Origin of the sequence: Aeromonas piscicola (genome assembly GCF_000820005.1) — a bacterium.
In the GTDB taxonomy this organism is placed as follows: Bacteria; Pseudomonadota; Gammaproteobacteria; order Enterobacterales; family Aeromonadaceae; genus Aeromonas; species Aeromonas piscicola.
The window spans coordinates 25,347-48,522 of record NZ_CDBL01000082.1; the positions used below are offsets into that span (position 1 = coordinate 25,347).

Genomic DNA, 23,176 nt, shown 5'->3' on the forward strand with positions numbered 1-23,176 from the left:
GTGAGCCATGCTGGTCAGTGAAATGTTGAATAGAGCATCTATTGAATTAACGGATACGCAGCGGATCAGCTGGGGTCTGGATGATTTGATCTCCTACTACAACAGCGCCATATCCGCTATCGCCAGCGCCAGACCGGATATCTTCATTAAGACGCAGCTCTTTGCTTGCGCCGCCGGCACTCGACAAACCGCCCCCGCGGGAACCATCAAATTGATAGATGTTGAGCGCAACACGCTGACCGGCAAGACGATCCGTTATGTGTCCCGCGCCGATCTGGAGAGCTTAATCCCGAGCTGGGCCAGCAGTACGGGTGGGGTAGAGACGGAGCTTTATGTCCACGAACCAACCAATATCACCGCTTTCTGGCTATACCCCGGAGTGCAGGCGGGAGTGAATGTTGATCTCGTGCTGAGCATCCTCCCTGCCACTGTAACCAAGGGGACGGTCGAGTCGGGGGTCAATGTCCAGGTCGATGACCGATATATCACCCCCTGCCTGGATTGGATCATGTACCGCGCGTTCATGCGTGACTCGGAGGTGACGGCCAATGCGTCAAGAGGACAGCTCCACCTTCAATCCTTCAAACAGGCGTTGTCCGTTAGCACTGAAACTGATGCCACCATGCTGGCGATGAGGGACGGTCAGGCCAGTACCAACGGGCGGCGTCAATGATCCAGATCCACGGTGTGATCACCGACCCGGCTGGCAAGCCTGTACCGGGTGCCATCATTGAGCTGCGAGCCTTAAGCACTACCGACGAAGTGTTAATGGGGTCGGTACTGACATTCAAATGCGACCTGGCTGGTGGTTACCAATTTCAACTGGCTGCCGGTGCCTACGATACATATGCCCAGAACGATCTGTGTGGCGACATGGATTACATGGGGACCGGGCTAGTGACGGCGCAGAGCGTTGATGGCACGTTGAACAGTATCCTGGTCGATAGTGGCATCAGTTTGACACCTCCGCTGCTGGATAAGGCGTTGGATGCCATGCACCGAGCGGAGTCTGCTGCTGATGCAACCGAGCGTGATCGACTGAAAACCGGTAGCGATGTGATCGCGGCCGAACTGGCAAATCAGTTGGCATCTGGGCAGGCTGCAGCCGCATCTGTATCCGCCGTGGTGGCTGGTAGTAAAGCGAGTGATGCGGCGACCAGTGCGACTGCGGCCGCAGGCTCTGACACTCGAGCCCAGAAATGGGCAGAAAATCCAGTGGATGTGGCAGTGGTGACGGGTAAGCACTCTGCACTGCACCACGCAACCAAGGCGGACAGCTCTGCCGCTACGGCAGTAGCGAGTGCCTCGACCTCTGTGGCCAGTGCCGCAACAGCCGTTGCCCAGGCTACGAATGCCAGCACGAGTGCGGCGACAGCTGCCATCAAGGCGAGTGAGGCCACGACCAGCGCAAGCACAGCCACCTCTCAAGCGAATGCTGCCAGTCTCGCCAAGGCCGCTGCTGCTACGTCTGCAACCCATGCGCAGACCCATGCCAGCAATGCAGATCTGGCTGCTCAAGCGTCTGAGCGTGCCAAGGTGATCACGATTGAGCATGCTGGAAGGGTTGCCACATTGGCCCAGCAGGTATCAGCCGATGGCGCTTTGGTTCAAGCGCAGACGGGGCAGGTTGCCGCCTATGCCGCGACTGTGGCGGGACAGACTAAGGAGGTCAGCACAAATACCACATCTGTGGCGTTGGCGAAGACCGCTGTCCAGGGGATGCGGGATGTAGTGGTAGCGAAAACGGCTCAGGCGCTTGCTGCCGCAGACACAGCCAGTGATAAAGCAAGCCAAGCGGCGCAGGATCAAGCATTGGCGAATAGCAGTGCTCAACGGGCTAGCCAGGCAGAACTCATAGCCGAATCCTGGGCCCAAAACCCGGAGGGGAGCGATATCAACGGGCGCCCCGGGGAGTTTTCTGCTCTGCACTGGGCATTGCAGGCCCAGAAGTGGGCACAGGCCATCACATCACAGCTGGTGTGGATAGGGCCGTGGAATGCTGCCGCTGGGGCACCGATTGTGCCAGCGGCGAATCAGGGTGTCCCCTTCTATCGGATTTCCCACCCCGGGGAGATTGCCGGTGTTTCCTATGTGGCGGGTGACTACCTGCACTGGGATCCGAATACCCGCACCTGGTTCAAGATTGATGGCTCGGATGCGGTGATCTCGGTGAATGGCATGACTGGGGCCGTTGTGCTAAGTGCGGCGGATGTCGGTGCTCGGCCGGCCAGCTGGGTGCCCGGGTGGGCCGATATCACCAGTAAGCCGGTGACCATGCCGCCATCTGAGCACGGCCACCCATGGTCCCAGCTCTCCAACATCCCTGTTTACGCCACGCGGTGGCCGACGTTGCCTGAAGTCGGTGCGGCTGCAGCTAGTCATACTCACCCTTGGACGCAGCTGACGGGGATCCCCGCCTATGCAGCGCGCTGGCCTAGCTATGCCGAGGTGACAGGCAAACCAGATTTTGCTGCAGCCAACCATAGCCACTCCTACATGGGGGATGGAGGAACTTATGGCACGCTTTACCTGAACAGTTGGTTTCGCTCGAAGGGCGCGACAGGTTGGTACAGCGAGACCTATGGTGGTGGGATCTTTATGGAGGATGTTACTTGGGTGCGTACCTATGGTGGCAAGAAATTTTATGTCGCCAATACCGAGGGTGACGCATTGAACACTGCGGGCGGTGTTTATGCCGCAGGCAATGGCAATTTCAACGATGTGTATATCCGCTCTGACCGCCGCCTCAAATCGAACATAGAACCAATTCAGAATGCCTTGGCCAAGGTTAAGGTCCTCTCTGGCAATTTGTATGACAAGGCCGGTCAGCGTGAAGCGGGTCTGATTGCACAGGAATTGGCTGAGGTACAACCCGAATCAGTCTTCTTGAACGCCGATACCACCTTGTCGATCGCGCATGCCGGGGTGCTGGCGCTGCTGGTTGAAGCGGTCAAAGCCCTTGATGAGAAGGTGGAGGCGCTGCAGTGACCATCCCAGCCAAACCCTTCTGGCTTTCTGCTGCTTATAGCGAGTTTGGCGGCAATCGTTGGATGAGTGATACAGCCAATCGCGGTGGTCTACCTGCTCCTTGCTGGTTGGGTGAGCTGGCGGGGCGAAGCGCTTCAACGCATAGGCTCACTATTGGGTCATGCGGTAATGGTGATGTGCTGCTTTGTGGTTTTTATGGTTCACAAGGCAGCATGGGGCCAACTAACCCGATAGGAAGCGTAGACCCTTCCTCATTTGATGGAAAAGCACTTGTCAGAATTTCAACCGCCAACAGGCTACCAGATAACATCTTTGTTGAGTGTCAGGGGAAGTTTGTCGCTGGACGTCGAGTACGTATTGCTGTGCTTGGGTTAGGCAGCGTAGAGGTAGGCACCCTCAATTATGGCAACAATTATTGTTCGCTCCAGTTGGCCCAAATTGCTGGGATTCATGGTTGGTTTGCTGCCCGAGTTGGCCAAACAGTACCAATAGATCTTGTTGTGATCGCATAAGAGCTTCCTATGACATTACTCGATATCGTAACCATGCGCGGGATGGTACCGCGGGTGGCGGACCATCTATTGCCTGATGAGGCCGCTACCCTGGCGCAGGACTGCCATTTTGATCGCGGTGTCGTGGTCCCATTGATGGGGGACAAGCTTGTTGGCATGGCACTGCCTCTGGTACCCAAGACCTTGTTTCACTATTACGGGGATCACTGGTTTGCCTGGAACAAGTTGGTTGAGGTGATGCGTTCGCCGATCGCACAGGATCAGTACAATCGGATCTATTACACCGACGGTGAATACCCCAAGCTGACCTACGATGCGATTGCCACTGCGGGTACTCAAAAGCCCACGGCTTGGTTCCGCCTTGGTGTTCCTGCACCGGCGACACCGCCGAATATGCAGTCCATCACCCCGCCGGTGGGTGGGAAAGACGATGACCCTACCGATGATGAAACTCGGTTCTATGTTGAAACCTATGTAAGCGGTTTGGGGGAGGAGGGGGCACCAGGGGCTGCCAGTGTGAAAGTCACTATTACCATCCCGAACTCCACCGTGCTGGTGGGGTTGTCTCCAGCCCCAACCAGCAACAGCAATATCACCCGTCGTCGCCTCTATCGGTCTGTTTCTGGTGGCGGGATGGCGGATTACCTGCTGGTTGCCGATCTTCCCATTGCGACCGTGACCCATAGCGACAGCAAGAAGGATGGTGAGCTGGGGCCGGTGCTTGAGACCTATGGCTACACCATGCCGCCAGACTCTATGCGGGGTATTTGTCAGATGGCCAACGGTATCTGCGCTGGATTCACCGGCAATGCCGTGCTGTTCTCCGAGCCCTTCCTACCCTATGCCTGGCCCGATAAGTACAAATTGACCACAGAGCACGACATCGTGGCGATCGCCGCTATTGATACCGCTCTGGTGGTTGGGACCAAAGGCTATCCCTATCTGTTTCAGGGCGCGTCCCCCTCAGCCATTACTGGGCAAAAGCTCTCATCGGTCCAACAGGCCTGTGTCAGTGCGAGATCTATGGTGGCGCTGGATGGCATGGTTCTCTACGCGTCGCCAGATGGCCTGATTGGTGTAGGTTCCGATGGTGGTGTCTTGGTTACCGAGGGCATCATCACCCGTGAGCAGTGGCAGGTGATGAAGCCTGAAACGCTACGAGCCTGGTACAGCGAAGGCAAGTATGTCGCCCTGACAGATAGCCATGCGTTTGTGTTTGACCCGAAATCGGGAGACTTACGTTGGCTATCGGGTCGCTGGGATACCGCGGTGCCTGACATGCAACTCGATGCTCTGATGTTGGCCAAGGGCCTTGAGCTTTATCAGTGGCGGGGTGGGGCGACTACCTTGCCGATGATCTGGCGCTCTAAAGTGTTTGCACTGCCACCCGGCACCAGGCTTGGTTGTGCCAGGGTGATAAGTGATGTGATTAGTCAATGTCGCTTCTCGCTGATCATAGATGGGGTGCGGGTGTTTTCCCTCACCGAAGGCCAGGTACCTGCTGGCGTATTCCGCCTGCCTCCTTTGCGTGGCCGGCGGTGGCAGATTGAGGTAGCCGGGATCTCGGTGATAGAACGCATTACCTTGGGCAGCAGTATTGCAGAGGTCGCGGCGCAATGAGTAAGAGCTCCTTTCGTGCCAGCGGTACTCAGCAAGGACTGACCGAGAACATGCAGATCCTGACCGGCCAGAAAGGGGATCGGCTGGACAAAGCGCTCACTTTGCGGGAAGCCGCGAGTCTCGGGATGGTGAACTTACGCCGTAACAGTAGCGGGGCGGTCGTGCCGGAGCTGCCACCGGATAAGCCAACAGACCCTGAGTGGTCAGGCGTGCAACCCCCCGTTGCGCCGACGAATGTCACCGCTGATGGCGCCTTTCAGACCATTACCCTGACTTGGGATATCCCTGGTTACAAAGGGCACTCTTATGCCGAAGTGCTGCGTGCAGAGGTCGATAACCCGGCTATCTCGGTAGCGATCGGCACCACCCTGGCAAATGTCTACTCAGACTCAGTGGGTAAGGGATTCACCGCCTATTACTGGGTGCGTTTCATCAACAAGAATGGGCTGGCAGGACCACTTCATAGCACGGCAGGGTTGAAGGCCAAGACCAGTCCTAACGTCGATGAAATCATCGCATCAGCCACACACTTTGCTATCTATAACCCAGCAAGACCTGACCAAAAAGAGATCATCTTTGGTGTCACGGATGATGGCCGGGTAGCCATCAAAGAGGCGGTTATCAAGGCTGCCACCATCCAGATCCTGCACTCAGAGAAGATCACTGCAGACTATATCAAGGCAGGGGTCAGTATCAGTGCGCCCTTGATCACCGGTGGCCAGTTCGATATGGGCAATGCGTTCATGGCTGGCGGCTCTGCAGGGTTTGGCAAGGGGGGGCCCTATGCGGCGTGGGGCTGGGGTTGGTACACCATGATCTACTCCGATGGCAGTCTGTTCACCAACCGTCTAAGGGCAGAGGGCGGGTATGTCAAAAATATGAGCCTGGGTAACTGCACGATTGAGCAGGACTGTGTGGTGAAGGGGACAATCTATGCAGAGAAGATTGTGGGCGACATTGTCAGAACATATGCCCTGAATCCTGCATCGGCAGTTCAGCTACCAGCAATGCCATTTGCCAGAAAATGTACCTTCATGGTTACGGTGTCGAGCGGCACATCGACGGTGACGGCAACGGTCTACGTGAATGGGGTTGCCATAGGGTCATTAACCGCCCGAGATTATGGACTTGGCCAGGGTTCGACCATGAATCAGAATTTCGAATACCTGCTGGTTGCCAACCGGACCCACACGATCAGCTATGACAGAGACAATAAGGACTATTTCTACGCCTCGAGTTCCTGTTTATCGATAGTGTGTTTGGCATGACGGGCATGGTGCTAAGTTCCATTAACCGGATTGTTACCGATACCGGCAACCCCGGTCTACCTGCCGAACTACAAGACGCCATCCGTAACCGGGTGGCGTTTTTGTTTGTGCGAGGTGCTGACGGTTTTGTGCTGAAGCCGATAGTCGAGCTGGGGATCACCGGTGTGCTGGTATGGGTCGGCTGGGGTGATAGCGGCGCACCGAAACACCATCTGCCGGAGGTAAAGCGTTTGGCCAGGATGATAGGGGCCCGCTGGTTGCGCTTTCACTCGGTACGCAAGGGGTGGCTCAAGGCAGCACCCAAGATGGGGTGGGAGCGTCGGCTCGACGATGCTGACGGCCTGTATGTATTTCAAATCAACCTGTGAGGTGGGGCTATGGGTAAGGGCGGCTCGAACGAAATCAAAGAGACTGAGGCACAAAAGGCCGCAGCCGGCGTGGCATCGGAGCAGTGGGACCTCTACAAGAGCGACTTGCAGCAGTACGAAGACCTCTTCATGGACAAGGTGGATAACCTCAACAGCGAGCAGGAATACGACAAGTTGGCCGGAACTGCAGCGTTGGGTACCTCGCAAGCTTTCGGCGAGGTGCGCTCAGGGTTGGCTGACAACTTGGCTGCTGGCGGGGTGGACCCGACGAGCGGCAAGTACCAGGGGGCTATGGGAGCACTGGAAACTGACCAGGCTCTGAGCCAGACCGATACTGCCAACCGCGCCCAATCCAGCCAGCAGGATCGCTATGTGGCGGGGCTTAAGGATGTGGTGAGCATTGGTGCCGGCCAAAAAGCAGAGTCGCTGGCCGGCATGGGGGATGTTGCCAGCACCAGCCTGCGCAAGGCGGTGAGCGATGCCCAAACCTCATTCCAGGATAAGCAGGCAACGGCAGGTCTGGTGGGTACGTTAGCTGGGGGGGCAACCGCTTATGGACTCGGGCAAGTGAAAGTCCCCGCGGCCGCAGGTAGCAAGAAGATCAGCCCGACAGCATCTGTGCTGCAAAACAAAGGCTATTAAGGAGTAAGCAATGGGATATGCCGCTGACACTTACGCAAAAATTACCCGGGAGCAGTATCAGGACTGGAAGACCCGCTTTTACCCCAAACAGAAAGAGTTGATGGCATTGGCCACCAACGGACAGCTGCTCCGAGACCAGTTGGGGAGGGTTGACGGGAATAGTGTTAATGCCCTTCGCTCAGCTCAGCAGGCAACGGGTAATCGCAACGCTCGTATGGGCGTCAGCGCAAATGAGAACGTCCATGACAATAGCCAGGGGCTGCGCTCGGCGCTGATGACTGCGGGGACTGAAAATGGGTTACGAGAGCAAGAGCAGTCCCGCCAGATGGGGATCTTGACGGGGGCAGATGCTGGTCTGCGTGAAGCAATCAAGACAGGGGGCAAGGCCTGATGGGGTACGGAATTCTGGATATTGGCGCTCAGACGCGTCAGCAGGGGATGGCTGGACTGCGGGATGCGGCCAATCGCGAGGGGGAGATGGAAGCCGCCAATAAGAGTCTCAAGTCTGCTCGTAAAGCCCAGACCATGAGCGCAGTCGGAACGGGTGCCGCAGTCGGCACCATGGTCATGCCTGGCATCGGTACCGCGGTTGGTGCGGGCGTGGGTTTTCTGGCAGACAGTCTGTTTTAAGGGGATAGATGATGGCTGTATCAGGATTAGCAGAAGGCTTTCTGGCTGGCTTTAGTACGATGGACCGGTATCAGCGTGGTCAGAAAGACGACGAGCGCATGGATAAATCAATGAGCCTGCGCGACGCACAGTGGCAGAACGAGCAGGGCCGGCAGGAGGTCGCAGATCAGCGGTATCAAGAGAGTGTCGATTATGCCAAGCAACGCGATAACCTTGGTGATTCTCACTATGAGAAAGAATTTGCTCAAAATGAGCGGCAAGTAAAATCGGCTGAAGCACGGGCAGATGCTTATGAGCGTCGTGCAGCCTCCAGCGAAGCCCGTCAGCAGCAGGAGTATCAATGGCAGGGTGAACAGCGTGAGAAGCAGCTCTTCCAGCAGGAAAACATGCCAATCATCCAGTCTGGCTGGGAGGCGGTTGCAGAGGGGAAAGATCCCGGTGAGCAGTTCTGGGGGGTTGTGCGAGATAAGCGGGCGGGATCCTACAACCCTGAGCGCTATCTGCAGCAAGGTTATGCCGAGGCAGGCAAGACTTTCGTCACCTATGCAGGCAACCTGATGCGCCAGGCGGAGGGTGGCAAGTTGGATCCATCAACCCCTGAGGGGCATGCGCTCATCAATGATCCGAAGTTCATCAAGGCGGCTGGGACTATCTATCAGGATGAGGTCAATAAAGGAGTGGGTGACATAGACCCGGATAGCGGCAAGACCATCACCGCCAAGCAGCTCAACAATATCATGGTGAGCCCAGATGGACGTGGAGTCGTACTGGGGGTGGAGGTTACCTATGACGATGGCAGCAAGGATGTGCGACCGGTCACCAATAATCGCACCTCCTCCCCAGATGATCCCCCCAAGGTCATCCCCATCAATGACTTCTTAAAGCCTGCCTACCAGCGAGCAGCCCTCGCCAAGCATATGGTGGGTAATGCTGATCAGCTGCGGACTTCGCTTGGACTGACTGCTGGCCCAGACCGGGCTGGTTACAAGAAGGCAGTGACTGACCTTGAGAAGCAGCATGGCCAGAACCGGGCGCGGATCTCTTCCAGTAATGCAGAGGACAAAGACATTCAGTTGGAGGCACTAGATGCCCAACTTGATTCAAGTAAGGCCGCTGCAGCGGGTACTTATGGCATGACCAGCAAGCGTGATGAGTCGGCTACCAGCGCACCCATCAAGGAGTGGACTGGTGGGGATCCCGAGCGACTGCAGTTCATCAAAGAGGCAAACCAACACGGTAAGCTCAACAGTTTGCTCGAGAACCCCACGAGAATGAGCACAGCTTTTGAGATGTGGCGCCAGCAGGCCATTTCACAGAAGAAGGCAGAACAAGCAACGGTGACCGCCACCCGGCTGCGTGATACGAAGACGGACGCCTATAAGGCGATGAGTTTGGCACAAGCCCGCCAGTAGTTGCCTTCCCCCCCTCCCAGCGTTAGCATCTCCCCATAGTCGGCCAGTCTGTTTATTGGCCTGCACCTCCAAATTCAAGCCCTGAATGGTTCGCCGTTCGGGGCTTTTCTTTTGCCTGAAAGCCGAGGACACCATGGATAAGCCTAGATTGCGTGACGCCCTGCCACAGCCGCAACAATCCGACACCCGCAATGACCCATTCTGGAGCAATCTGGATAGCAGCCTGTCTGCAGCTCCTGTCACCTCGAGCCTCTCCACTGCAGCCACTGTTCGTAATCTTGATGTGGGGCTTGGTGATCTTGCCCGTGGCGTCGGTGCGGGCGCGCTGGATCTGGTAGGCGGGATCGGTGAGCTGGCCGGTCAAGCCAGCCAGTTTGGTAAAGAGAATGCTGGCAAGTCAGGCGGTGATTATCTGGAACAGTCGCGCGCCAACATGGCCAGCAAACTGAGCCCTGTACTGGACGTTGTCGCCGGGGCCGGTGATCTGGCCAAATCTGGTGCTGAGTCGCTGACCGAAGGCATGAGCCCTGATGCCAAAGAAGCTATGAACCGTCGCCTTGTTGATGAAACGCCAGAGGGTCGCCTAACTATGGGGGATGGGGCGGGTGACATCGATGTTTGGGCCATGAAGATGGCGCAAGGGGTTGGCTCTCTGGTACCCACACTGCTTGCCGGCGGGGTGACTGGGGTTGCAGCCAAGGTAACCCTGGGCCGTGCAGTGACAGCATCCATGATCAAGCGTGGTGCAACACAGGCGGTTGCAGAGGCGGTGGCCGTCAAGGCAGTCTCCAAGCTTGCCACCGGCGCCGCCATCACAACTGGGGCGACCGGTTCAGTAGGTAGTGCTGGTGTGAATACAAAAGAATCAGTACTCGGCATGAGCTATGACGAACTTGCCATGAGTGACACCTTCCGCCAGGCCTTCACCCGAATCGACCAGGATCAGCAGACCCAGCACCTCACGGACGATGAGAAGTTGGCACGGGCCCGGGAAGAGACTGCTAATCTGGCCAGTCGCGCGACCATGAGTGATGCCAAGACCTGGGGTGCTGCCGCTATGGGGTCCATGATGGGCGATGCCATGCTGTTCAAGATGCTGGCAGGCAAGGCTGCTGCGGGTGGCATGCTGAAAGGTGCAGCCAAGGGGGCTGCTGGGGAAGGGGTTGGTGAAACCCTTGAGGAGGGTGTCCAGCAGTATGTTGTGAACGAATCACTCAACGAGGTAGCTGGTGCCGATATCGACCCCATGAAGGGGGTGGTATCTAGCGCATTGGAAGGTGGTCTGATCGGCATGGGTACTGGTGGCGCTGTGGGTGCGGTCGGTGGCCTACGCGGTGGCCAGCATTCCGTAGAGGCAGAAACGGCGCAAGCGACAGCCGATCCGCTTGCTGAAGCCGCTCAGCCGGTTACCGATGAAATGGATACTCAGGTCTCCGAGCAAGCGCCAGATCTCGAGCCAGAAATGGGCGGGGCCTCTGATTTGGCTGCTGCGGTTGATGAGCTGGCTGAACCTCTGCATGAGGTTGGTGGGCAAAACCCACTCGGCCCCAGCCAAAGCCAGTTTGATGAAGTGAGGGATGTGCCTGCATACCTGCGCCAAGACGATACTGCCGAGCGATACCAAGGTATGGCTGAAGATACGGAGGTACAGCGCGCCCTGTCTGGTGAATCAGGCGATTCGGTACAAGAGTTGGTCGCAGCCCAGATTAAGGGTGGAGAGCAGGGGCAAAGCCTCTACGAGCGAGCTCAGTCAGGCGATCTTGGTGTAGATCCCTTTGCGGGTAACAAAAGTGCCCTCGAGGTCGCCGCAGACGGACATAAACCGAAAGCGCTTAGGGCACCAACCGAGCAAGAGCGCGAGATTGATGGGTATCGGCAGGCGGCCGAGCAGAAGCAAAAAGAGACGATCGCTCAACGTGAGGCGTTACAGGGTGCCACGTTTGAGCCGGGTATTGAGTCGCAGTATGCAGCAGAGGTTGCTACACAGGTTCGTGATCAAGCGATCGCGCGAGCTGGAACTGAAACCGATTCTGTCTTTGGCCCTCTCGAATCCTTACGTATTACTCGCAAAGGCAAGCCATTTGCCAGCGAGAAAGAAGCCCAGCTTGCCAGTCGTAAGGGTAAGGAGACCCCGGTACCGCTTAATGGTGGCGGGTTTGGGGTCGCCGAGATTGCTGAGGTGGAGCAAGCAAGTGCCACGAAACTCGACGACACAGTTACCAGTCAACAACAAGCAGAGGTGAGCAATGAGCCCGTTACCCCAGTACCTGCAATCAGCAGTGAGCGACAAGGTGATCAGCCAGGAGCAGGCCAACCAGCTGCAGCGGGTATTGAACCAACCACTGCCGAACTTGCCGGACGAACTGGAACTGGAGATCCGGCAGACCTCTCTCCTGCTCTACCTACACCAGATGGACCATCACGAGATGACCCAACACTGACAACAGCCCCGGCCACTGATGCCGGGGTTGTTGTTTCTGGGGCTACCACATCGACACCTGCGCCGTGGGCTGAGGCCATCAACAACTCTGACGGCACCATCACCCTGAAAGGTGATCTACCCATGATCCAGAGCTGGGCTAAGGAGCGGGGCGTGAAGGTGCTCCTTGGCAAAGGTGGATTGGTTGTCGCCAAGTCATCGACTGCCAAGATGCGAGAGCTCTCCGACCCTGCTGCCAGTAAGCCAGTGCAGCAGATTGAAGCTGCCCGGGTTGAGGTGGCGTCGGAGCCGACGGAGGCACAGAAGGAGGCAGGGAACTACAAGAAGGGCCACCTCAAGTTGCAAGGTCTGGATATTGCTCTCGAGAACATTAAGGGATCTATTCGCTCCGGCACCGACAAGGATGGCAAGCGGTGGCAATCGACCATGGCCCACGACTACGGATATATCAAGCGCACCCTTGGCGCCGACGGCGATCACGTAGATGTGTTCATCGGTGACCGGCCGGATAGCGAGGCAGTCTTTGTGGTGGATCAGGTGGACCCTAAGACAGGCAAATTTGACGAGCACAAGGTGATGATGGGCTTTGCCGATGAGCCTGCTGCCCGAGCCGGGTACCTGGCCAACTATGAAACGGGGTGGAAAGGACTAGGCGCGATCAAGACTATGTCGGTTGAGGAGTTCAAACGCTGGGTGAAGATGGGGGACACAATATCGCCTATTGCCGATCAGCCTATGAGCAAACCAGTCAAAGCGGTCAGCTTCTCTAAGCAAGCCATGGCCCAGGGCGACAAGCCAGCCAAACATCTGACCAGAAAAGAAGCTGAGCTGGTTACCAAGATATGGTTCAAGCAGTACCAGGGGGCGAATGGCATTGATGTGCAGATCCACGCCACACAGGCTGACCTGGAGCGTGCGTTGGGGCTTGATGCTAAAGAGGGCTTGATCCGGCGAGCCGCATTCGATGACGGTTCCAGTACTCTACATGTGGCCGCCGACACGATTGCCAATCCTACCCGGATGCGTGAGATCTTACGCCATGAGGTGCTAGCGCACTATGGATTAGCCAATGTGCTTGGCGGTGGTGAATACACCAAGCTGATGAGCCGCCTGATCCAGTCCAAGAAAAACCCTAGCATGAAGGCTGTTTGGGACTGGGTTGATACTCACTATGCCGACGAGGATATCGGCGTGCAGGCCGAAGAAGTCGTTGCTCATTTGGCTGAGTTAGAACCAAGCGCTTGGCGCAGTGGCTGGGATCGGGTCGTTGCCTGGGTCACCAAAGCCCTGCGCTCAGTTGGTTTCGTGCCTGACGGTATAACTGCTGCTGAGACCCGGACCCTGATCGAGGGGTTGGGCAAGAAACTGAAGCGCAGGGAGCAGGATGGTGACGGCCCTGACGGTGGAAAAAAGTTCAGCCAAGAGGCTGATCAACACAACGATCCATTCACGCCAAGTCGAGGAGAGTCAGATAGATACCGCCAGCAACTTAAAAAAGCGATGTCATCACCGAAAAGCGGCGAGATTGTTATAGAGATAGGGCGTACTCCGCCTGTCCTTCAACGTGTCGGCGCGCCAGACCTTCCTCTCCGCATTACTAGGGACATCGTTCGTAAGGCCACAAACGGGGTCAAACATGATGTGCCAATGTCGGTAATCGAGAGTATGTCTGAGCTGCTACATGACCCGATAGCTGTGTTCGACTCGAAAACAGAACTTGGAGCAAAGACCATATTGGTTGATGCCGTTGATGTATCAGGCAGGCCAGTCATTACCGCAATTCATCTCAATGCCAAGGCCGGTCGTGTTGAGATCAATCGTATAGCCAGCGTTTACGGGAAGGACAGTGGTAGCAGTGCAATGATGAGGTGGGTCGATGACGGGTTGCTGAGGTATGCCAGGGAAAAACAAAACCCGCTCGGTACGACCCAAGGGCTCCAATTGCCCAAGCGTGGTTCACCAGAACGGGTTCTAGATCCCAATATACTCACCCGAGATGATATTCGCAAGGCAGCTACCAATCCTGGTGGCATCAAGATGAGCCAGTCCAATACCGTCGCCGACAAGGCGATGGAAAAGCTCAATTTGGGCCCCAAACCTGACATCATCGATAACACCAAAGCCAACCTTGCCAAGCTGCGATCAGTAGATCGCGGAGTGGTTCAGTCATGGGTTGACCGCTTCATCAAGAAAGCCAATACCGAAGTGCTCGATGCCTTGGCTCCCATCAAGTATGCAGAGCAAGCCGCGGGCATTACGGACGCTGCCGACTCTGGCTATATCGCTGCGCGGATGGCCACCGGCGCTGCCTCCACCATGCAGGCGACCATGCTCTATGGCCTGCCGGAATGGAAAGATGGGGTGATCCAGCGCAAAACCGGAACCGGGGAGAAGGATGCGTTGCTGGGGATCTTCTCTGACCTGGGGGCCGACCTGCATAACTGGTTGGGCTGGATGGCCGGTCACCGGGCTGAAATCCTACTGGGGCAGGGGCGTGAGAACCTGCTCGATGCCAATGACATTGCTGCGCTGAAAGGCGTTGGCAAGGGCAAAGAGGCCAAGTTTATCGAAGCAAAGTCCCGTTGGAACCGGCTCAATGCCGCCACACTGGATCTGGCGCAAGAGGCTGGGCTCTTTACCGCTGAGGCGCGGGCCGAGTTTGAGAGCGAGTGGTATATCCCCTTCTTCCGTGAATCTGAGGATGGTGACGTGATCGCCCCCTTTAAGCCAAAGGGGATCGCCAACCAGAACGCCGGTATCAAGAAGCTCAAGGGGGGTGAGGCCAATACCAATGACCTGCTTGAGAACATCTTCACCTCTACCTCCAAGCTGATCGACGCTTCCATGAAGAACATGGCAGCTCAGAAGACCGTCTGGAACCTGGCTGATACAGGCATTATTGAGGTTATTCCCAAGCCCAACAAAATGGACTATCAGGCACTCGCCAATGGTAAAGACCGGATCATGCTCAAACTTGAAGGGGAGGAGTACATGATCAAGGTTGAGGATCCGGATCTCTATCGCGCCATGACCTTCTTCGACCGTAAGCCATTTGGCTCAATGATTAATGTCGCCGCTAAGGCCAAGCGACTGCTGACAGCCGGTGTGACTGCCTCTCCCGAGTTTATGCTGCGCAACTTCTTGCGCGACTCACTTTCGAGCTGGGCGATCAGCAAAGACGGCTTCAAGCCAGTGATTGACTCTATCAAGGGGGTGAGGAAAACCCTGGCCATGGATGGCAGCACCATCGACGTGATGTTCAGCGGGGCCAGCTTCTTGGGTGGCTACGTCAACGGCAATGACCCGGGAGCGATGGCCGACACCGTGCGCAAGTCACTGCGTCGCAAAGGGATGACGCCAGAGCAAATCGCCAGGTATGAGAAGTCCATCATCCGCAATGCAGCTCATGCCAAGGGCATCGTGGCTAACGTGTGGGAGAAGTACAACCGATACGGTGAAGCCTTTGAGAACGGCAACCGTGAGGCTGTCTATGACGCGGCTATCAAGGCAGGCAAGAGCCATGCTCAGGCGGCCTTTGAGTCGAAGGACTTGATGGACTTTTCCATGCTGGGGGCGGCCCACTCTATCCAGGGGGCCGCCATGGTGTTGCCGTTCTTCAATGCTAGGCTCCAAGGTTTGGGTAAGCTGACCCGGGAGCTTCGCGACAACCCGCGCGAAATTGCGAAACGCGCCGGCATGATCACCGCGATGTCATTGGGGTTGTTGGCTGCGAACTGGGACGATGAGCGGTATGAGGCGTTACCTGACTGGGATAAGGATACAAACTGGCACTTCTTTGTGGGCGATCAGCACTGGCGGATCCCCAAGCCGTTCGAGATCGGGGTGATATTTGGCACAATCCCGGAGCGAATGATGCGTGCCCTGGGTGACAAAGACACCGGCGCCCAGTTCGGCAAGGCGGTGGCCCGGGCGATCGGCGATACCTTCGCTCTCAACCCGACCCCGCAGATCGTCAAGCCGATGGTGGAGGCTGCATTCAACTATGACAGCTTTCGCGGTGGGCCCATTGATGGCCCCCAGGATCTGGCTGTACGCGCTGAGGCCCGTTACAACGAGCAGACCAGTCTGTTGATGCGCGAACTTGGCGAGATATCAGGCTTATCTCCTAAGCAGCTGGAGCATATGTTAATCGGTTACACCGGCACGATGGGCAGCTACGTGATGGCTGCGGCTGATGGGTTGATCCGTGCAAACCGTCCAGGGGAGGCTGCAAGCTGGCGAGCGGATGAGGTCCCTCTGGTCAAGGCTGTATACCGCGGTACTGGCCCTGCCAAATCTACCCAACACATGGAAGAGTTTTACCGGATGCTGAATGAGGTGAATCAACTCAAGCGCACCGTAGATCAGTATCGCAGCGAAGGGCTGACCGATAAGGCCAGCGAGTTGTTAGAGGAGCAGGGCGGGATCTTAAAATCACGCCGTAACCTGAGCCGAACCCAACAGCAAGTGAGGGTCGTCCGTAACAAGATAGAGTTAATCCAGCGTGACAAGATCTTAGGCGCAGAGGAGAAACGGAGGCGCATCAATGAGTTACTAGCGCGCAGGAATGACCTGGTGTATCAGGCGGTAAACAAGAACAAGGCGAACTGGGGATAAGGGGGAATGACGGCTTTTAACACGGCCGTCTGATTAAGCGGTTTGTTGCTCTTCCAGCCAGAGCGCGTAGAGGATATCGGAAAACCACTCTTCTGGCAGAACGCCCAGCACAAGGTCAACCATTGCATCCGCCAGCTTCTCGTTATCTCTCTCAATCTCGAAGTCGTTGAGGGAGAGGTACTCAAGGCATACCGCGAGCCCTGTGCGCTTGTTGGCATCGGAAAAGGCGTGAGCGGTACCGATTGCCATGGCGTACTTTGCGGCGATGAGAAACACATCGTTTAGCCCGTTGTAGGCGATGGCATTGTCGATACGGCCAAGCGCACCCTCTAATAACGCGATGCTGGCAGGCCCCTGATGACCAGGGGTCGCACCCAGAATGTAGTGGTTAATCTCCAGCACCCGAGCGGGAGGAAACTGGATGATGTCCATTACATATCAGCCAAACGGGTGAAGGTCTTTTCGTGGGTTTTCAGTGTCAGCTTGGTCTCAGATTTGATGATTTGGCGACCCTCTTCACCGTTCAGGCACAGATTCTTTTCAGCCTTGATTTGCGGCCGATTCTGCACTTGTGGCAACCCATACTTGTTGCTGACAGTGTTGTCTTTCATGCTTTTGCTGCCTCTTGATGTCGCATGGTGAGACTTTACCATAAAAGGTGAATCTATAGCCTGCGGGATGTCCAATCTAGTTGTGCGGCCCTGGTTGAGCGGTACTCACGGGGATAGGGTGGAGACTTTAACCTGTGAGGACTCGACCATGTGGATACTGCTTGCGCTCGTATGTATGGTGCTGGCGCTCAAGACATTCAGTTTCAGCTTCACGCTGGCATTGATCCCATTCGCCTTGGGGTGTTTGTGTTTCAGCAAATCCGATCGGGAGAGCCTAGATAGCTTCATGGCTTTTGGTTTCTTCCTGATTCTAATTGGCTTTGTTGTGCTTATCGTTATTAGTTTCTGGTGATATTTAGCTCACGGTTTAAGTAAAGAGAGGGGGGCTTACGAGCTCGATTGGCCAGTTTTAATACACTAATGGAGTGAAAAGTGATAGCGTCCTCCTCGTGCTGTATATGCATACAGTGCTTTCACAATCGAGAGATTGCGAAAAACCAACGAGGACCACGGGATGGAATTAGTACTGGCGGAACTTGAAGAGTATCTTGGGGGAGTAGATTTGACACTGCAGGATTGGGATGCAATCGCGCGTATTTTGGAAAGACTTCGCGATGAAGTTACCGTGTCATGACATGAAGGGATTCGGATTAGCCCGCCACTGAGCGGGCTTTTCTATGCCCTGAAGGGGAGAAAAGAAAAAAGCCTGCATTTCTGCAGGCTTTCTAAGTCTTGGATCACCGGTGGATCATTTCGGTTCCTGTTTCAGGCCAGTCACTGTCGCGATGGTTTCGCTAAGTGTCTGTTTTACCTCGTTTTGTCCTACCGCTGTCCTAGTTAAATTGGTGGAGCTGGGGGGATTTGAACCCCCGTCCAAAATTACTACATCCTCGGTACTACATGCTTAGTCACTCTTTACATTCGCCAACCCGCTGCGGAGAGACACGCCACGAATTGACTAGCTCGATTGGTTTTAATGCTTCCGCCCCGAGCAGGACTTCCACACGATCCTGTGAAGGATGACCTTCCGATTCCCTAGGACACAGGCAAGCTAGGGTAGAAGGGCTCAGCGCAGGTTATTAAGCTGCGAGTGCGTAGTTTTCGTCGTTTGCGACTATTTTTTTGCGGTTTGTTAACGAGGCCTACCGCACCTCGGCATGCACCTTGGGTTTCGTGAATCTTGTCGAATCCAGAATCAGCCCCAAGTTGTCAAAGCCGATTGTACGCAAAAATCCTGTCATGGCAAGGCGTTGATAGCAATCGACCGGCCTTGGCCGGTCGATTGCTGGTTTATTGGACGCCGCACGGCTGCATGCGGCGCACAATCAGCCGCGATGCTTGTTCTTCATGATGCGGGCTTTCTCCCGATCCCATTCGCGGGCCTTGGTGTCTTCCCGTTTGTCGTGCTCCTTCTTGCCTTTGACCAGACCGATCTCGACCTTGACCCAGCACTCTTTCCAGTAGAGCGCCAGCGGCACTATGGTGTAACCCTGACGGGCGGTCAGGCTCTCCAGCTTGTCGAGTTCACGGCGGCTCAGCAGGAGCTTGCGGGTGCGGGTCGGATCACACACCACGTGGCTGGAGGCGGCGTTCAGTGGCAGGAAAGTGGAGCCAAACAGGAAGGCCTCGCCCTGCAGGAAGATGACATAGGCTTCGCTGATGTTGGCCTTGCCCGCCCGCAGGGATTTGACTTCCCACCCTTGCAGGGACAGACCGGCTTCCACGCGCTCTTCGATGAAGTACTCGTGACGGGCGGTTCTGTTGAGTGCAATGGTGCTGGACCCGGCTTTGTTTTTACTGTTCTTTTTGCTCATGACGGGCGCCTTTGGCAATGATTAGGAAGGCGCATTATACGTGGGTGGCGGCGGCTGTAAAACGCGCAACTGCTCGAGTGGCGGCTTTGTGAGCGGTTTTGGGGATGATCTTGGCTGACAAGGTGATAAAATCGGCCCGATTGGATGAGGAAAGCCCATGCCCCGTATTACTCGCAGTGCCCTGGTGATGTTCAGCGCAGAACAAATGTTCAGGCTGGTCAATGATGTTCACGCTTATCCGGAGTTTCTGCCCGGTTGTGTCGGCAGCCGTGTCCACGAGACAGGCGATGACTATATGACTGCTTCGGTCGATGTGGCCAAGGCGGGGATTGCCAAGACGTTTACCACCCGCAACCTGCTCGATGCCAACCGGCAGATCAAGATGGAGCTAGTGGAGGGCCCCTTCAGCAAGCTGGCCGGCTGGTGGACCTTTACGCCGCTGGATGTGGATGCCTGCAAGGTCGAATTCGACCTCGATTTTGAGTTCACCTCCAAGCTGATCGAGCTGGCGTTTGGCCAGATTTTCCGCGACCTGGTGGGCTCCATGGTGCTCGCCTTCTCCAACCGCGCCAAGGTGGTGTACGGTGTCTGATCTGCTCAATATCGAAGTAGTGTATGCCCTGCCCGAGCGCCAGACTGTGCTGCGCATCCGGGTTGCTCCCGCCACCAGCGTGCTGGCCGCCATCGAACAGTCCGGCATCGTGACCAAGCACCCCGAGATCGATCTGTCGGTCAACAAGTTCGGCATCTACAGCCGGCCGGTCAAGGGTTCCGAGTTGTTGCAGGATGGGGATCGCATCGAGATCTACCGCCCGCTCATCGCCGATCCGAAAGAGATGCGCAAGAAGCGGGCCGAGAAGGCCAAGGAGGAGGGGCGTGCCGATGTGGTGACCGGCGGCCGGCCCAATGCCAACCGCAAGCGAGGGGATGCAGACTCGGCCTGATGCCGAGCACTGTGATCACAAAAGGCGCTTAGGCGCCTTTTTGATTTTTGCCAGCCGCACAGGTGTCGGGTTGGCGAGTTCTTTAAGTCGTCCCCGCCTGAGGGCGAAGAGGTTACATGGCGAGCAGGCGCTCGTTTTCCACCAGCTCGATACCATGTTCCTGCTGGCTGAGCACTATCATGGCATGGGCTACCTGGCTGGCGCCGATGGCGCGCCAGCGGCGCAACTTGCCAACCAGCAGGGGGCGCAGCAGCGGATAGACAGCCTGGAAACACTGCTCCGACAGGCGCGGTGGCTGGCGGTTGCCGAGCAGCATGGCGGGGCGCACTATGGCAAGCCGTGGCCAGGATTGCGCCAGCAATGCCTGCTCCATCTGCCCCTTGGTGCGGGGATAGAGGGCTGGTGAGCGTGGGTTGGCTCCCAGACTCGAGATGACGATGAGGCGTTGACAGCCGTGGCGGCGAGCGAGCTTGGCAAAAGCCAGCACATAGTCGTGGTCGACCCGACGAAATGCGTCGTCAGAGCCTGCCTGCTTGCGGGTGGTGCCCAGGCAGCAGAAGGCGATATCGACAGGGTTGGGCAGGTCCAGATCCGCCAGTTGTTCGAAGTCGGCTGGCAGCCAGTGATGCCGGGGCAGGGGAGCCCCCGCCTTGCGACAGAGTAGGGTCAGTGAGTGAGCGGGATCGAGCTGACGGAGCAGCTCCCGGCCGATCAGACCGCTGGCACCGGCAATCAGGATCTGGCTCATCAAGCACTCCTTGCGAACGAGATAAAACAAAACCGGCGCTGGGCCGGTTTTGTGAATGCGATCAGAGCGGGGTGTGGAAGGCCGCTGGTAACGGGAAGTCGCCGGTGACCGTGGCCAGCTTGTCGTTGGCGAAGGTCACGGTGAGCTCTTTGCGCTCTTTTTCGCCGCGACCCGGCTGGAATTCATAGAGGTAATACCAAGTGTTCGGGTCAAAGCCATCGCGCAGCATGGCGGAGCCCAGCACGAACTCGACCTGTTCGCGGGTCATGCCCTGGCGCAGTTTGTCGACCTGTTTTTGTTCCACATAGTTGCCCTGGGGAATATCGATGCGATAGACCAGGCTGCAACCGGACAGGGTGAGGGCGGTCAGGGCCGCGGCAATCAGGTGTTTCATCCGCATATCGAGTTCAGATCATCCATTCAAGTCTTTTACGCTGGCCGAATCATACCTACTCCCTTGGCGGAAGTAAAAGCCATGGAAAAAATAGCCAGAGGGCGCCTGGCCCTCTGGCCGATGGGATCACTCCTCAATGGTGGGGATGGGGCGGACCAGCCGCAGCATGACGCTGGATGTTCCTATTCCGCCAACGTTGAAGGTTTCCCCGCTGCCGGCAAAGTTCAGAAAGTCGTATCCCTCCCCCCCCGAGCTGTCTGAACCAAAGGCGATGTTGGTCAGTGCCCAAAGTTGTTGCTCAGCTGCATTACATGCGGTTTTGACATCATCGGGAGCCTCGATCCACTGTTCGGTTACCTCATCCCACTTGGACGCTGCGTCAGCACACAGGGTGTCTTTGTCTGCCGCTATCTGTGATTGGAGGGATGTCGAAGGGTAACCTTGTGCCGCATAAATGGCCGGCTGGCACTGGTTGTTGTAGAGGGTAAACAGTTCCTTGATGTCGGGGGCCCGCCAGGGTTGTACGGGTGTACCAAGCCGGTCGTTGGCCTGTTTGATGACGCCCATCAAGGGATTGTCTTCAACGTTGGCTCGGGCTGAAATAAACGCGGGTGTGCCTTCGCAGCCGGTGCCATCGGCACTGGCGTGCTGACCATAGGGGCAATAGAGCCACTGCAGACCTGTGGCTCTGTCGTTGACCACGTTCAGCTTGCCCTCGGCCGTGTCGACCTGCTCGCTGACGAAACGGTTGTGATCGTCCTGATAGCCAGGCAGACACTCGCGGGCCTGGCTGGTGACCGGCAACAGGGTGGCGATCAGCAATAGGGGGGGGAAATAGCGGTGCATCTTATTCTCCTGTGACCTTGAAGCCATCGCTGACCAGCATGACGTAATGGGGTTGATACTGGCGGGCGATACTGCCTCTGAGGTCAGAGCCTGGCCGTACCTTGTAGGCATCCGGCCCGCCATCATCCTGGCTCCAGGTACCGACCGGGCGACTCACTGGCATGACATCTGCCGTCCAGAAGCCGTAAAAGATACCTTCCAGCTCGTTCCATTTGCCGTAGGTGTATGTCAGGCCGGAATAGAGCGGGAAATAACGGGTATCGAGCGCTATGGGGTTCTCTTTGGTCAGGGTCATGATGCCGTAGAACTCCTGCTGGCTCGGGGCGCGCCAGTTATCCAAGCCGCACAGTTTGCTCTGATTGACCTGATTGACCTGACGTTTCAGGTTGCAACGGCTTCTATCGCTGGCCAGGGTGCCACTTTGCGGGTCATAGCAGCTGCCGTTGAAGGCGTTGTCGCTCTGGATATCGTCATAGGCAAACAGGCTCTTGTCATCGTGCAGGGAGGATTCCCCATCCTTGTGCTGCACCTTGGTCTCCCATACCAGTCCGCTCAAAGCATCGACCACGCAGGCGAAGGGCAACTGTTTGTAGGAGAGGTCTTGCCGTGGCAGGGGGTGTCCCTGGCTGTCCAGCTTGATGTAGCGAGCGCCAAGCACCCCATCCTGATTGCTGTTGACGGCCTGGCCGCTCAAAGGATCGCAGCGATTGTCCAGATCCCGTCCCCGCTTGCCGTCATCGTCTCCCATGCTGTGGGTGATGCGGGTATCGGCCACATGCAACTGACCCGTCCGATAGTGGAGGGGGGCGCTGATGGTGCCGCCTTCGCTCATCACTCTTATCTGGTAGTCCTGATAGCGAGGGAGACCCTTGAGCGTGATGCGAGTCTGCTGGCTGATGCCTTGCTGTTCGGCGTTTTCAATGTGCTCAAACGGGGTTTTCCCCCAGCCAATCCGATACTGACTCGCCCCCTCCTGAGGTTGCCAGCCAAGGGTGACCCAGTGGCTGCCATCCTGATCACGGCCCTGGCCCAGAATGGCCAGGCCGATCACTTGATCTGACAACACCTCGCGCTGACAGACAGGGGATAGGGGGCTGTTGGGGTAGGGGGTGACCCAGCTACCCGGTGTGCTGGTACCGGGATAGAGAAGTGCATCGCTTTCCGAGTTGCGGATAAGACCGGCCGCCGCCTTGATGATGTGGGAGATGTTCTTGTCTGGATTGGCATTCAGCAGGGGGCCCAGCCCGCTATTGTCGGCGATGGCGGATTCCAGTTTGAACAGGTCCGGTATCTGGTTGTTGCGGGACACGGTTGAATATTCA

At 56.7% G+C, this 23,176-nt stretch carries 20 protein-coding genes, 1 other RNA gene and 1 pseudogene; 14 read left to right on the top strand and 8 right to left on the bottom strand.

The window, feature by feature from the left end:
- Positions 1-7 precede the first annotated feature (7 nt).
- From BN1128_RS22495 to BN1128_RS22540, 11 genes are all read left to right on the top strand, one after another.
- The gene (locus tag BN1128_RS22495; RefSeq protein ID WP_042873063.1) at positions 8-673 is read left to right on the top strand and encodes a phage adaptor protein; all 666 of its coding nucleotides are present in this window, start codon (positions 8-10) and stop codon (positions 671-673) included.
- Positions 670-2,988 (top strand): tail fiber domain-containing protein, encoded by a 2,319-nt coding sequence (locus tag BN1128_RS22500; RefSeq protein WP_042873066.1) that lies wholly within the window; start codon positions 670-672, stop codon positions 2,986-2,988. Before BN1128_RS22495 ends, BN1128_RS22500 begins: the two co-directional genes overlap by 4 nt.
- A complete protein-coding gene (locus BN1128_RS25720) occupies positions 2,985-3,500 on the top strand; it encodes a hypothetical protein (RefSeq protein ID WP_156140639.1) in 516 nt (171 codons plus the stop codon). The genes BN1128_RS22500 and BN1128_RS25720 overlap by 4 nt, the downstream gene beginning before the upstream one ends.
- A 9-nt stretch (positions 3,501-3,509) precedes the next feature.
- Entirely contained in the window at positions 3,510-5,120 is a 1,611-nt protein-coding gene (locus BN1128_RS22505) for a hypothetical protein (RefSeq protein WP_042873068.1), read from the top strand.
- Positions 5,117-6,388: a phage tail tip protein gene (locus BN1128_RS24205; protein ID WP_052445552.1), complete on the top strand. Its 1,272-nt coding sequence runs from the start codon at positions 5,117-5,119 to the stop codon at positions 6,386-6,388. Before BN1128_RS22505 ends, BN1128_RS24205 begins: the two co-directional genes overlap by 4 nt.
- Positions 6,389-6,393: 5 nt before the next feature.
- Positions 6,394-6,756 carry a hypothetical protein gene (locus BN1128_RS22515; protein ID WP_052445553.1) on the top strand — a complete coding sequence of 121 codons (363 nt, stop codon included), beginning with the start codon at positions 6,394-6,396 and terminating at the stop codon, positions 6,754-6,756.
- Positions 6,757-6,765: 9 nt separating this feature from the next.
- Entirely contained in the window at positions 6,766-7,398 is a 633-nt protein-coding gene (locus BN1128_RS22520; RefSeq protein ID WP_042873071.1) for a hypothetical protein, read from the top strand.
- A 10-nt stretch (positions 7,399-7,408) separates the two neighbouring features.
- Positions 7,409-7,789, top strand: coding sequence for a hypothetical protein (locus BN1128_RS22525; RefSeq protein WP_042873073.1), 381 nt, complete (start codon positions 7,409-7,411; stop codon positions 7,787-7,789).
- A complete protein-coding gene (locus tag BN1128_RS22530) occupies positions 7,789-8,028 on the top strand; it encodes a hypothetical protein (protein ID WP_042873075.1) in 240 nt (79 codons plus the stop codon). The genes BN1128_RS22525 and BN1128_RS22530 overlap by 1 nt, the downstream gene beginning before the upstream one ends.
- Positions 8,029-8,036: 8 nt before the next feature.
- Positions 8,037-9,440, top strand: a complete 1,404-nt coding sequence (locus BN1128_RS22535; protein ID WP_244464653.1) for a hypothetical protein — start codon at positions 8,037-8,039, stop codon at positions 9,438-9,440.
- A gap of 133 nt (positions 9,441-9,573) precedes the next feature.
- On the top strand, positions 9,574-16,497 hold the full coding sequence (locus tag BN1128_RS22540; RefSeq protein ID WP_042873100.1) for an LPD38 domain-containing protein: 6,924 nt from the start codon (positions 9,574-9,576) through the stop codon (positions 16,495-16,497).
- 33 nt (positions 16,498-16,530) lie between these two features.
- Here the strand turns inward: BN1128_RS22540 and BN1128_RS22545 are convergent, their stop codons facing one another.
- Together BN1128_RS22545 and BN1128_RS22550 are read right to left on the bottom strand one after the other, a co-directional pair.
- On the bottom strand, positions 16,531-16,929 hold the full coding sequence (locus BN1128_RS22545) for a type II toxin-antitoxin system death-on-curing family toxin (RefSeq protein ID WP_042873077.1): 399 nt from the start codon (positions 16,927-16,929) through the stop codon (positions 16,531-16,533).
- Positions 16,929-17,108 (bottom strand): hypothetical protein, encoded by a 180-nt coding sequence (locus BN1128_RS22550; protein WP_033137226.1) that lies wholly within the window; start codon positions 17,106-17,108, stop codon positions 16,929-16,931. The genes BN1128_RS22545 and BN1128_RS22550 overlap by 1 nt, the downstream gene beginning before the upstream one ends.
- 148 nt (positions 17,109-17,256) lie before the next feature.
- Here BN1128_RS22550 and BN1128_RS22555 point away from each other — a divergent pair, with 148 nt between their 5' ends.
- Positions 17,257-17,460, top strand: a complete 204-nt coding sequence (locus BN1128_RS22555) for a hypothetical protein (RefSeq protein ID WP_042873101.1) — start codon at positions 17,257-17,259, stop codon at positions 17,458-17,460.
- A gap of 491 nt (positions 17,461-17,951) precedes the next feature.
- Here the strand turns inward: BN1128_RS22555 and ssrA are convergent.
- Both ssrA and smpB read right to left on the bottom strand, forming a co-directional pair.
- Positions 17,952-18,311, bottom strand: a transfer-messenger RNA (tmRNA) gene (ssrA, locus tag BN1128_RS25015).
- A gap of 122 nt (positions 18,312-18,433) precedes the next feature.
- The gene (gene smpB / locus BN1128_RS22560) at positions 18,434-18,922 is read right to left on the bottom strand and encodes an SsrA-binding protein SmpB (RefSeq protein ID WP_042036966.1); all 489 of its coding nucleotides are present in this window, start codon (positions 18,920-18,922) and stop codon (positions 18,434-18,436) included.
- Between the two features lie 157 nt (positions 18,923-19,079).
- Here smpB and BN1128_RS22565 point away from each other — a divergent pair, with 157 nt between their 5' ends.
- Complete coding sequence (locus BN1128_RS22565; protein WP_042873080.1) at positions 19,080-19,514, top strand: SRPBCC family protein; 435 nt, start codon at positions 19,080-19,082, stop codon at positions 19,512-19,514.
- Positions 19,507-19,866 (top strand): RnfH family protein, encoded by a 360-nt coding sequence (locus tag BN1128_RS22570; RefSeq protein WP_042873083.1) that lies wholly within the window; start codon positions 19,507-19,509, stop codon positions 19,864-19,866. The genes BN1128_RS22565 and BN1128_RS22570 overlap by 8 nt, the downstream gene beginning before the upstream one ends.
- A 112-nt stretch (positions 19,867-19,978) precedes the next feature.
- Here the strand turns inward: BN1128_RS22570 and BN1128_RS22575 are convergent, their stop codons facing one another.
- From BN1128_RS22575 to BN1128_RS22590, 4 genes and pseudogenes are all read right to left on the bottom strand, one after another.
- Positions 19,979-20,614 carry an NAD(P)H-binding protein gene (locus BN1128_RS22575; RefSeq protein WP_042873085.1) on the bottom strand — a complete coding sequence of 212 codons (636 nt, stop codon included), beginning with the start codon at positions 20,612-20,614 and terminating at the stop codon, positions 19,979-19,981.
- 61 nt (positions 20,615-20,675) lie between these two features.
- Positions 20,676-21,014, bottom strand: coding sequence for an outer membrane protein assembly factor BamE (locus BN1128_RS22580; RefSeq protein ID WP_011898937.1), 339 nt, complete (start codon positions 21,012-21,014; stop codon positions 20,676-20,678).
- Between the two features lie 120 nt (positions 21,015-21,134).
- Positions 21,135-21,854: an Lcl C-terminal domain-containing protein gene (locus BN1128_RS22585; RefSeq protein WP_042873088.1), complete on the bottom strand. Its 720-nt coding sequence runs from the start codon at positions 21,852-21,854 to the stop codon at positions 21,135-21,137.
- A 1-nt stretch (position 21,855) separates the two neighbouring features.
- Positions 21,856-23,176, bottom strand: a pseudogene (locus BN1128_RS22590) (DUF1566 domain-containing protein); the annotation flags it as partial.

What these genes read in the sequence shown, in the direction of transcription:
- BN1128_RS22535 (WP_244464653.1), top strand. Translation starts at nt 8,037, where the DNA reads ATGATGGCTGTATCAGGATTAGCAGAAGGCTTTCTGGCTGGCTTTAGT.
- BN1128_RS22550 (WP_033137226.1), bottom strand. Translation starts at nt 17,108, where the DNA reads ATGAAAGACAACACTGTCAGCAACAAGTATGGGTTGCCACAAGTGCAG.
- BN1128_RS22495 (WP_042873063.1), top strand. Translation starts at nt 8, where the DNA reads ATGCTGGTCAGTGAAATGTTGAATAGAGCATCTATTGAATTAACGGAT.
- BN1128_RS22540 (WP_042873100.1), top strand. Translation starts at nt 9,574, where the DNA reads ATGGATAAGCCTAGATTGCGTGACGCCCTGCCACAGCCGCAACAATCC.
- BN1128_RS22555 (WP_042873101.1), top strand. Translation starts at nt 17,257, where the DNA reads ATGTGGATACTGCTTGCGCTCGTATGTATGGTGCTGGCGCTCAAGACA.
- BN1128_RS24205 (WP_052445552.1), top strand. Translation starts at nt 5,117, where the DNA reads ATGAGTAAGAGCTCCTTTCGTGCCAGCGGTACTCAGCAAGGACTGACC.
- BN1128_RS22520 (WP_042873071.1), top strand. Translation starts at nt 6,766, where the DNA reads ATGGGTAAGGGCGGCTCGAACGAAATCAAAGAGACTGAGGCACAAAAG.
- BN1128_RS22575 (WP_042873085.1), bottom strand. Translation starts at nt 20,614, where the DNA reads ATGAGCCAGATCCTGATTGCCGGTGCCAGCGGTCTGATCGGCCGGGAG.
- smpB (WP_042036966.1), bottom strand. Translation starts at nt 18,922, where the DNA reads ATGAGCAAAAAGAACAGTAAAAACAAAGCCGGGTCCAGCACCATTGCA.
- BN1128_RS22565 (WP_042873080.1), top strand. Translation starts at nt 19,080, where the DNA reads ATGCCCCGTATTACTCGCAGTGCCCTGGTGATGTTCAGCGCAGAACAA.
- BN1128_RS22525 (WP_042873073.1), top strand. Translation starts at nt 7,409, where the DNA reads ATGGGATATGCCGCTGACACTTACGCAAAAATTACCCGGGAGCAGTAT.
- BN1128_RS22515 (WP_052445553.1), top strand. Translation starts at nt 6,394, where the DNA reads ATGGTGCTAAGTTCCATTAACCGGATTGTTACCGATACCGGCAACCCC.
- BN1128_RS22580 (WP_011898937.1), bottom strand. Translation starts at nt 21,014, where the DNA reads ATGCGGATGAAACACCTGATTGCCGCGGCCCTGACCGCCCTCACCCTG.
- BN1128_RS22500 (WP_042873066.1), top strand. Translation starts at nt 670, where the DNA reads ATGATCCAGATCCACGGTGTGATCACCGACCCGGCTGGCAAGCCTGTA.
- BN1128_RS22545 (WP_042873077.1), bottom strand. Translation starts at nt 16,929, where the DNA reads ATGGACATCATCCAGTTTCCTCCCGCTCGGGTGCTGGAGATTAACCAC.
- BN1128_RS22505 (WP_042873068.1), top strand. Translation starts at nt 3,510, where the DNA reads ATGACATTACTCGATATCGTAACCATGCGCGGGATGGTACCGCGGGTG.
- BN1128_RS22530 (WP_042873075.1), top strand. Translation starts at nt 7,789, where the DNA reads ATGGGGTACGGAATTCTGGATATTGGCGCTCAGACGCGTCAGCAGGGG.
- BN1128_RS22585 (WP_042873088.1), bottom strand. Translation starts at nt 21,854, where the DNA reads ATGCACCGCTATTTCCCCCCCCTATTGCTGATCGCCACCCTGTTGCCG.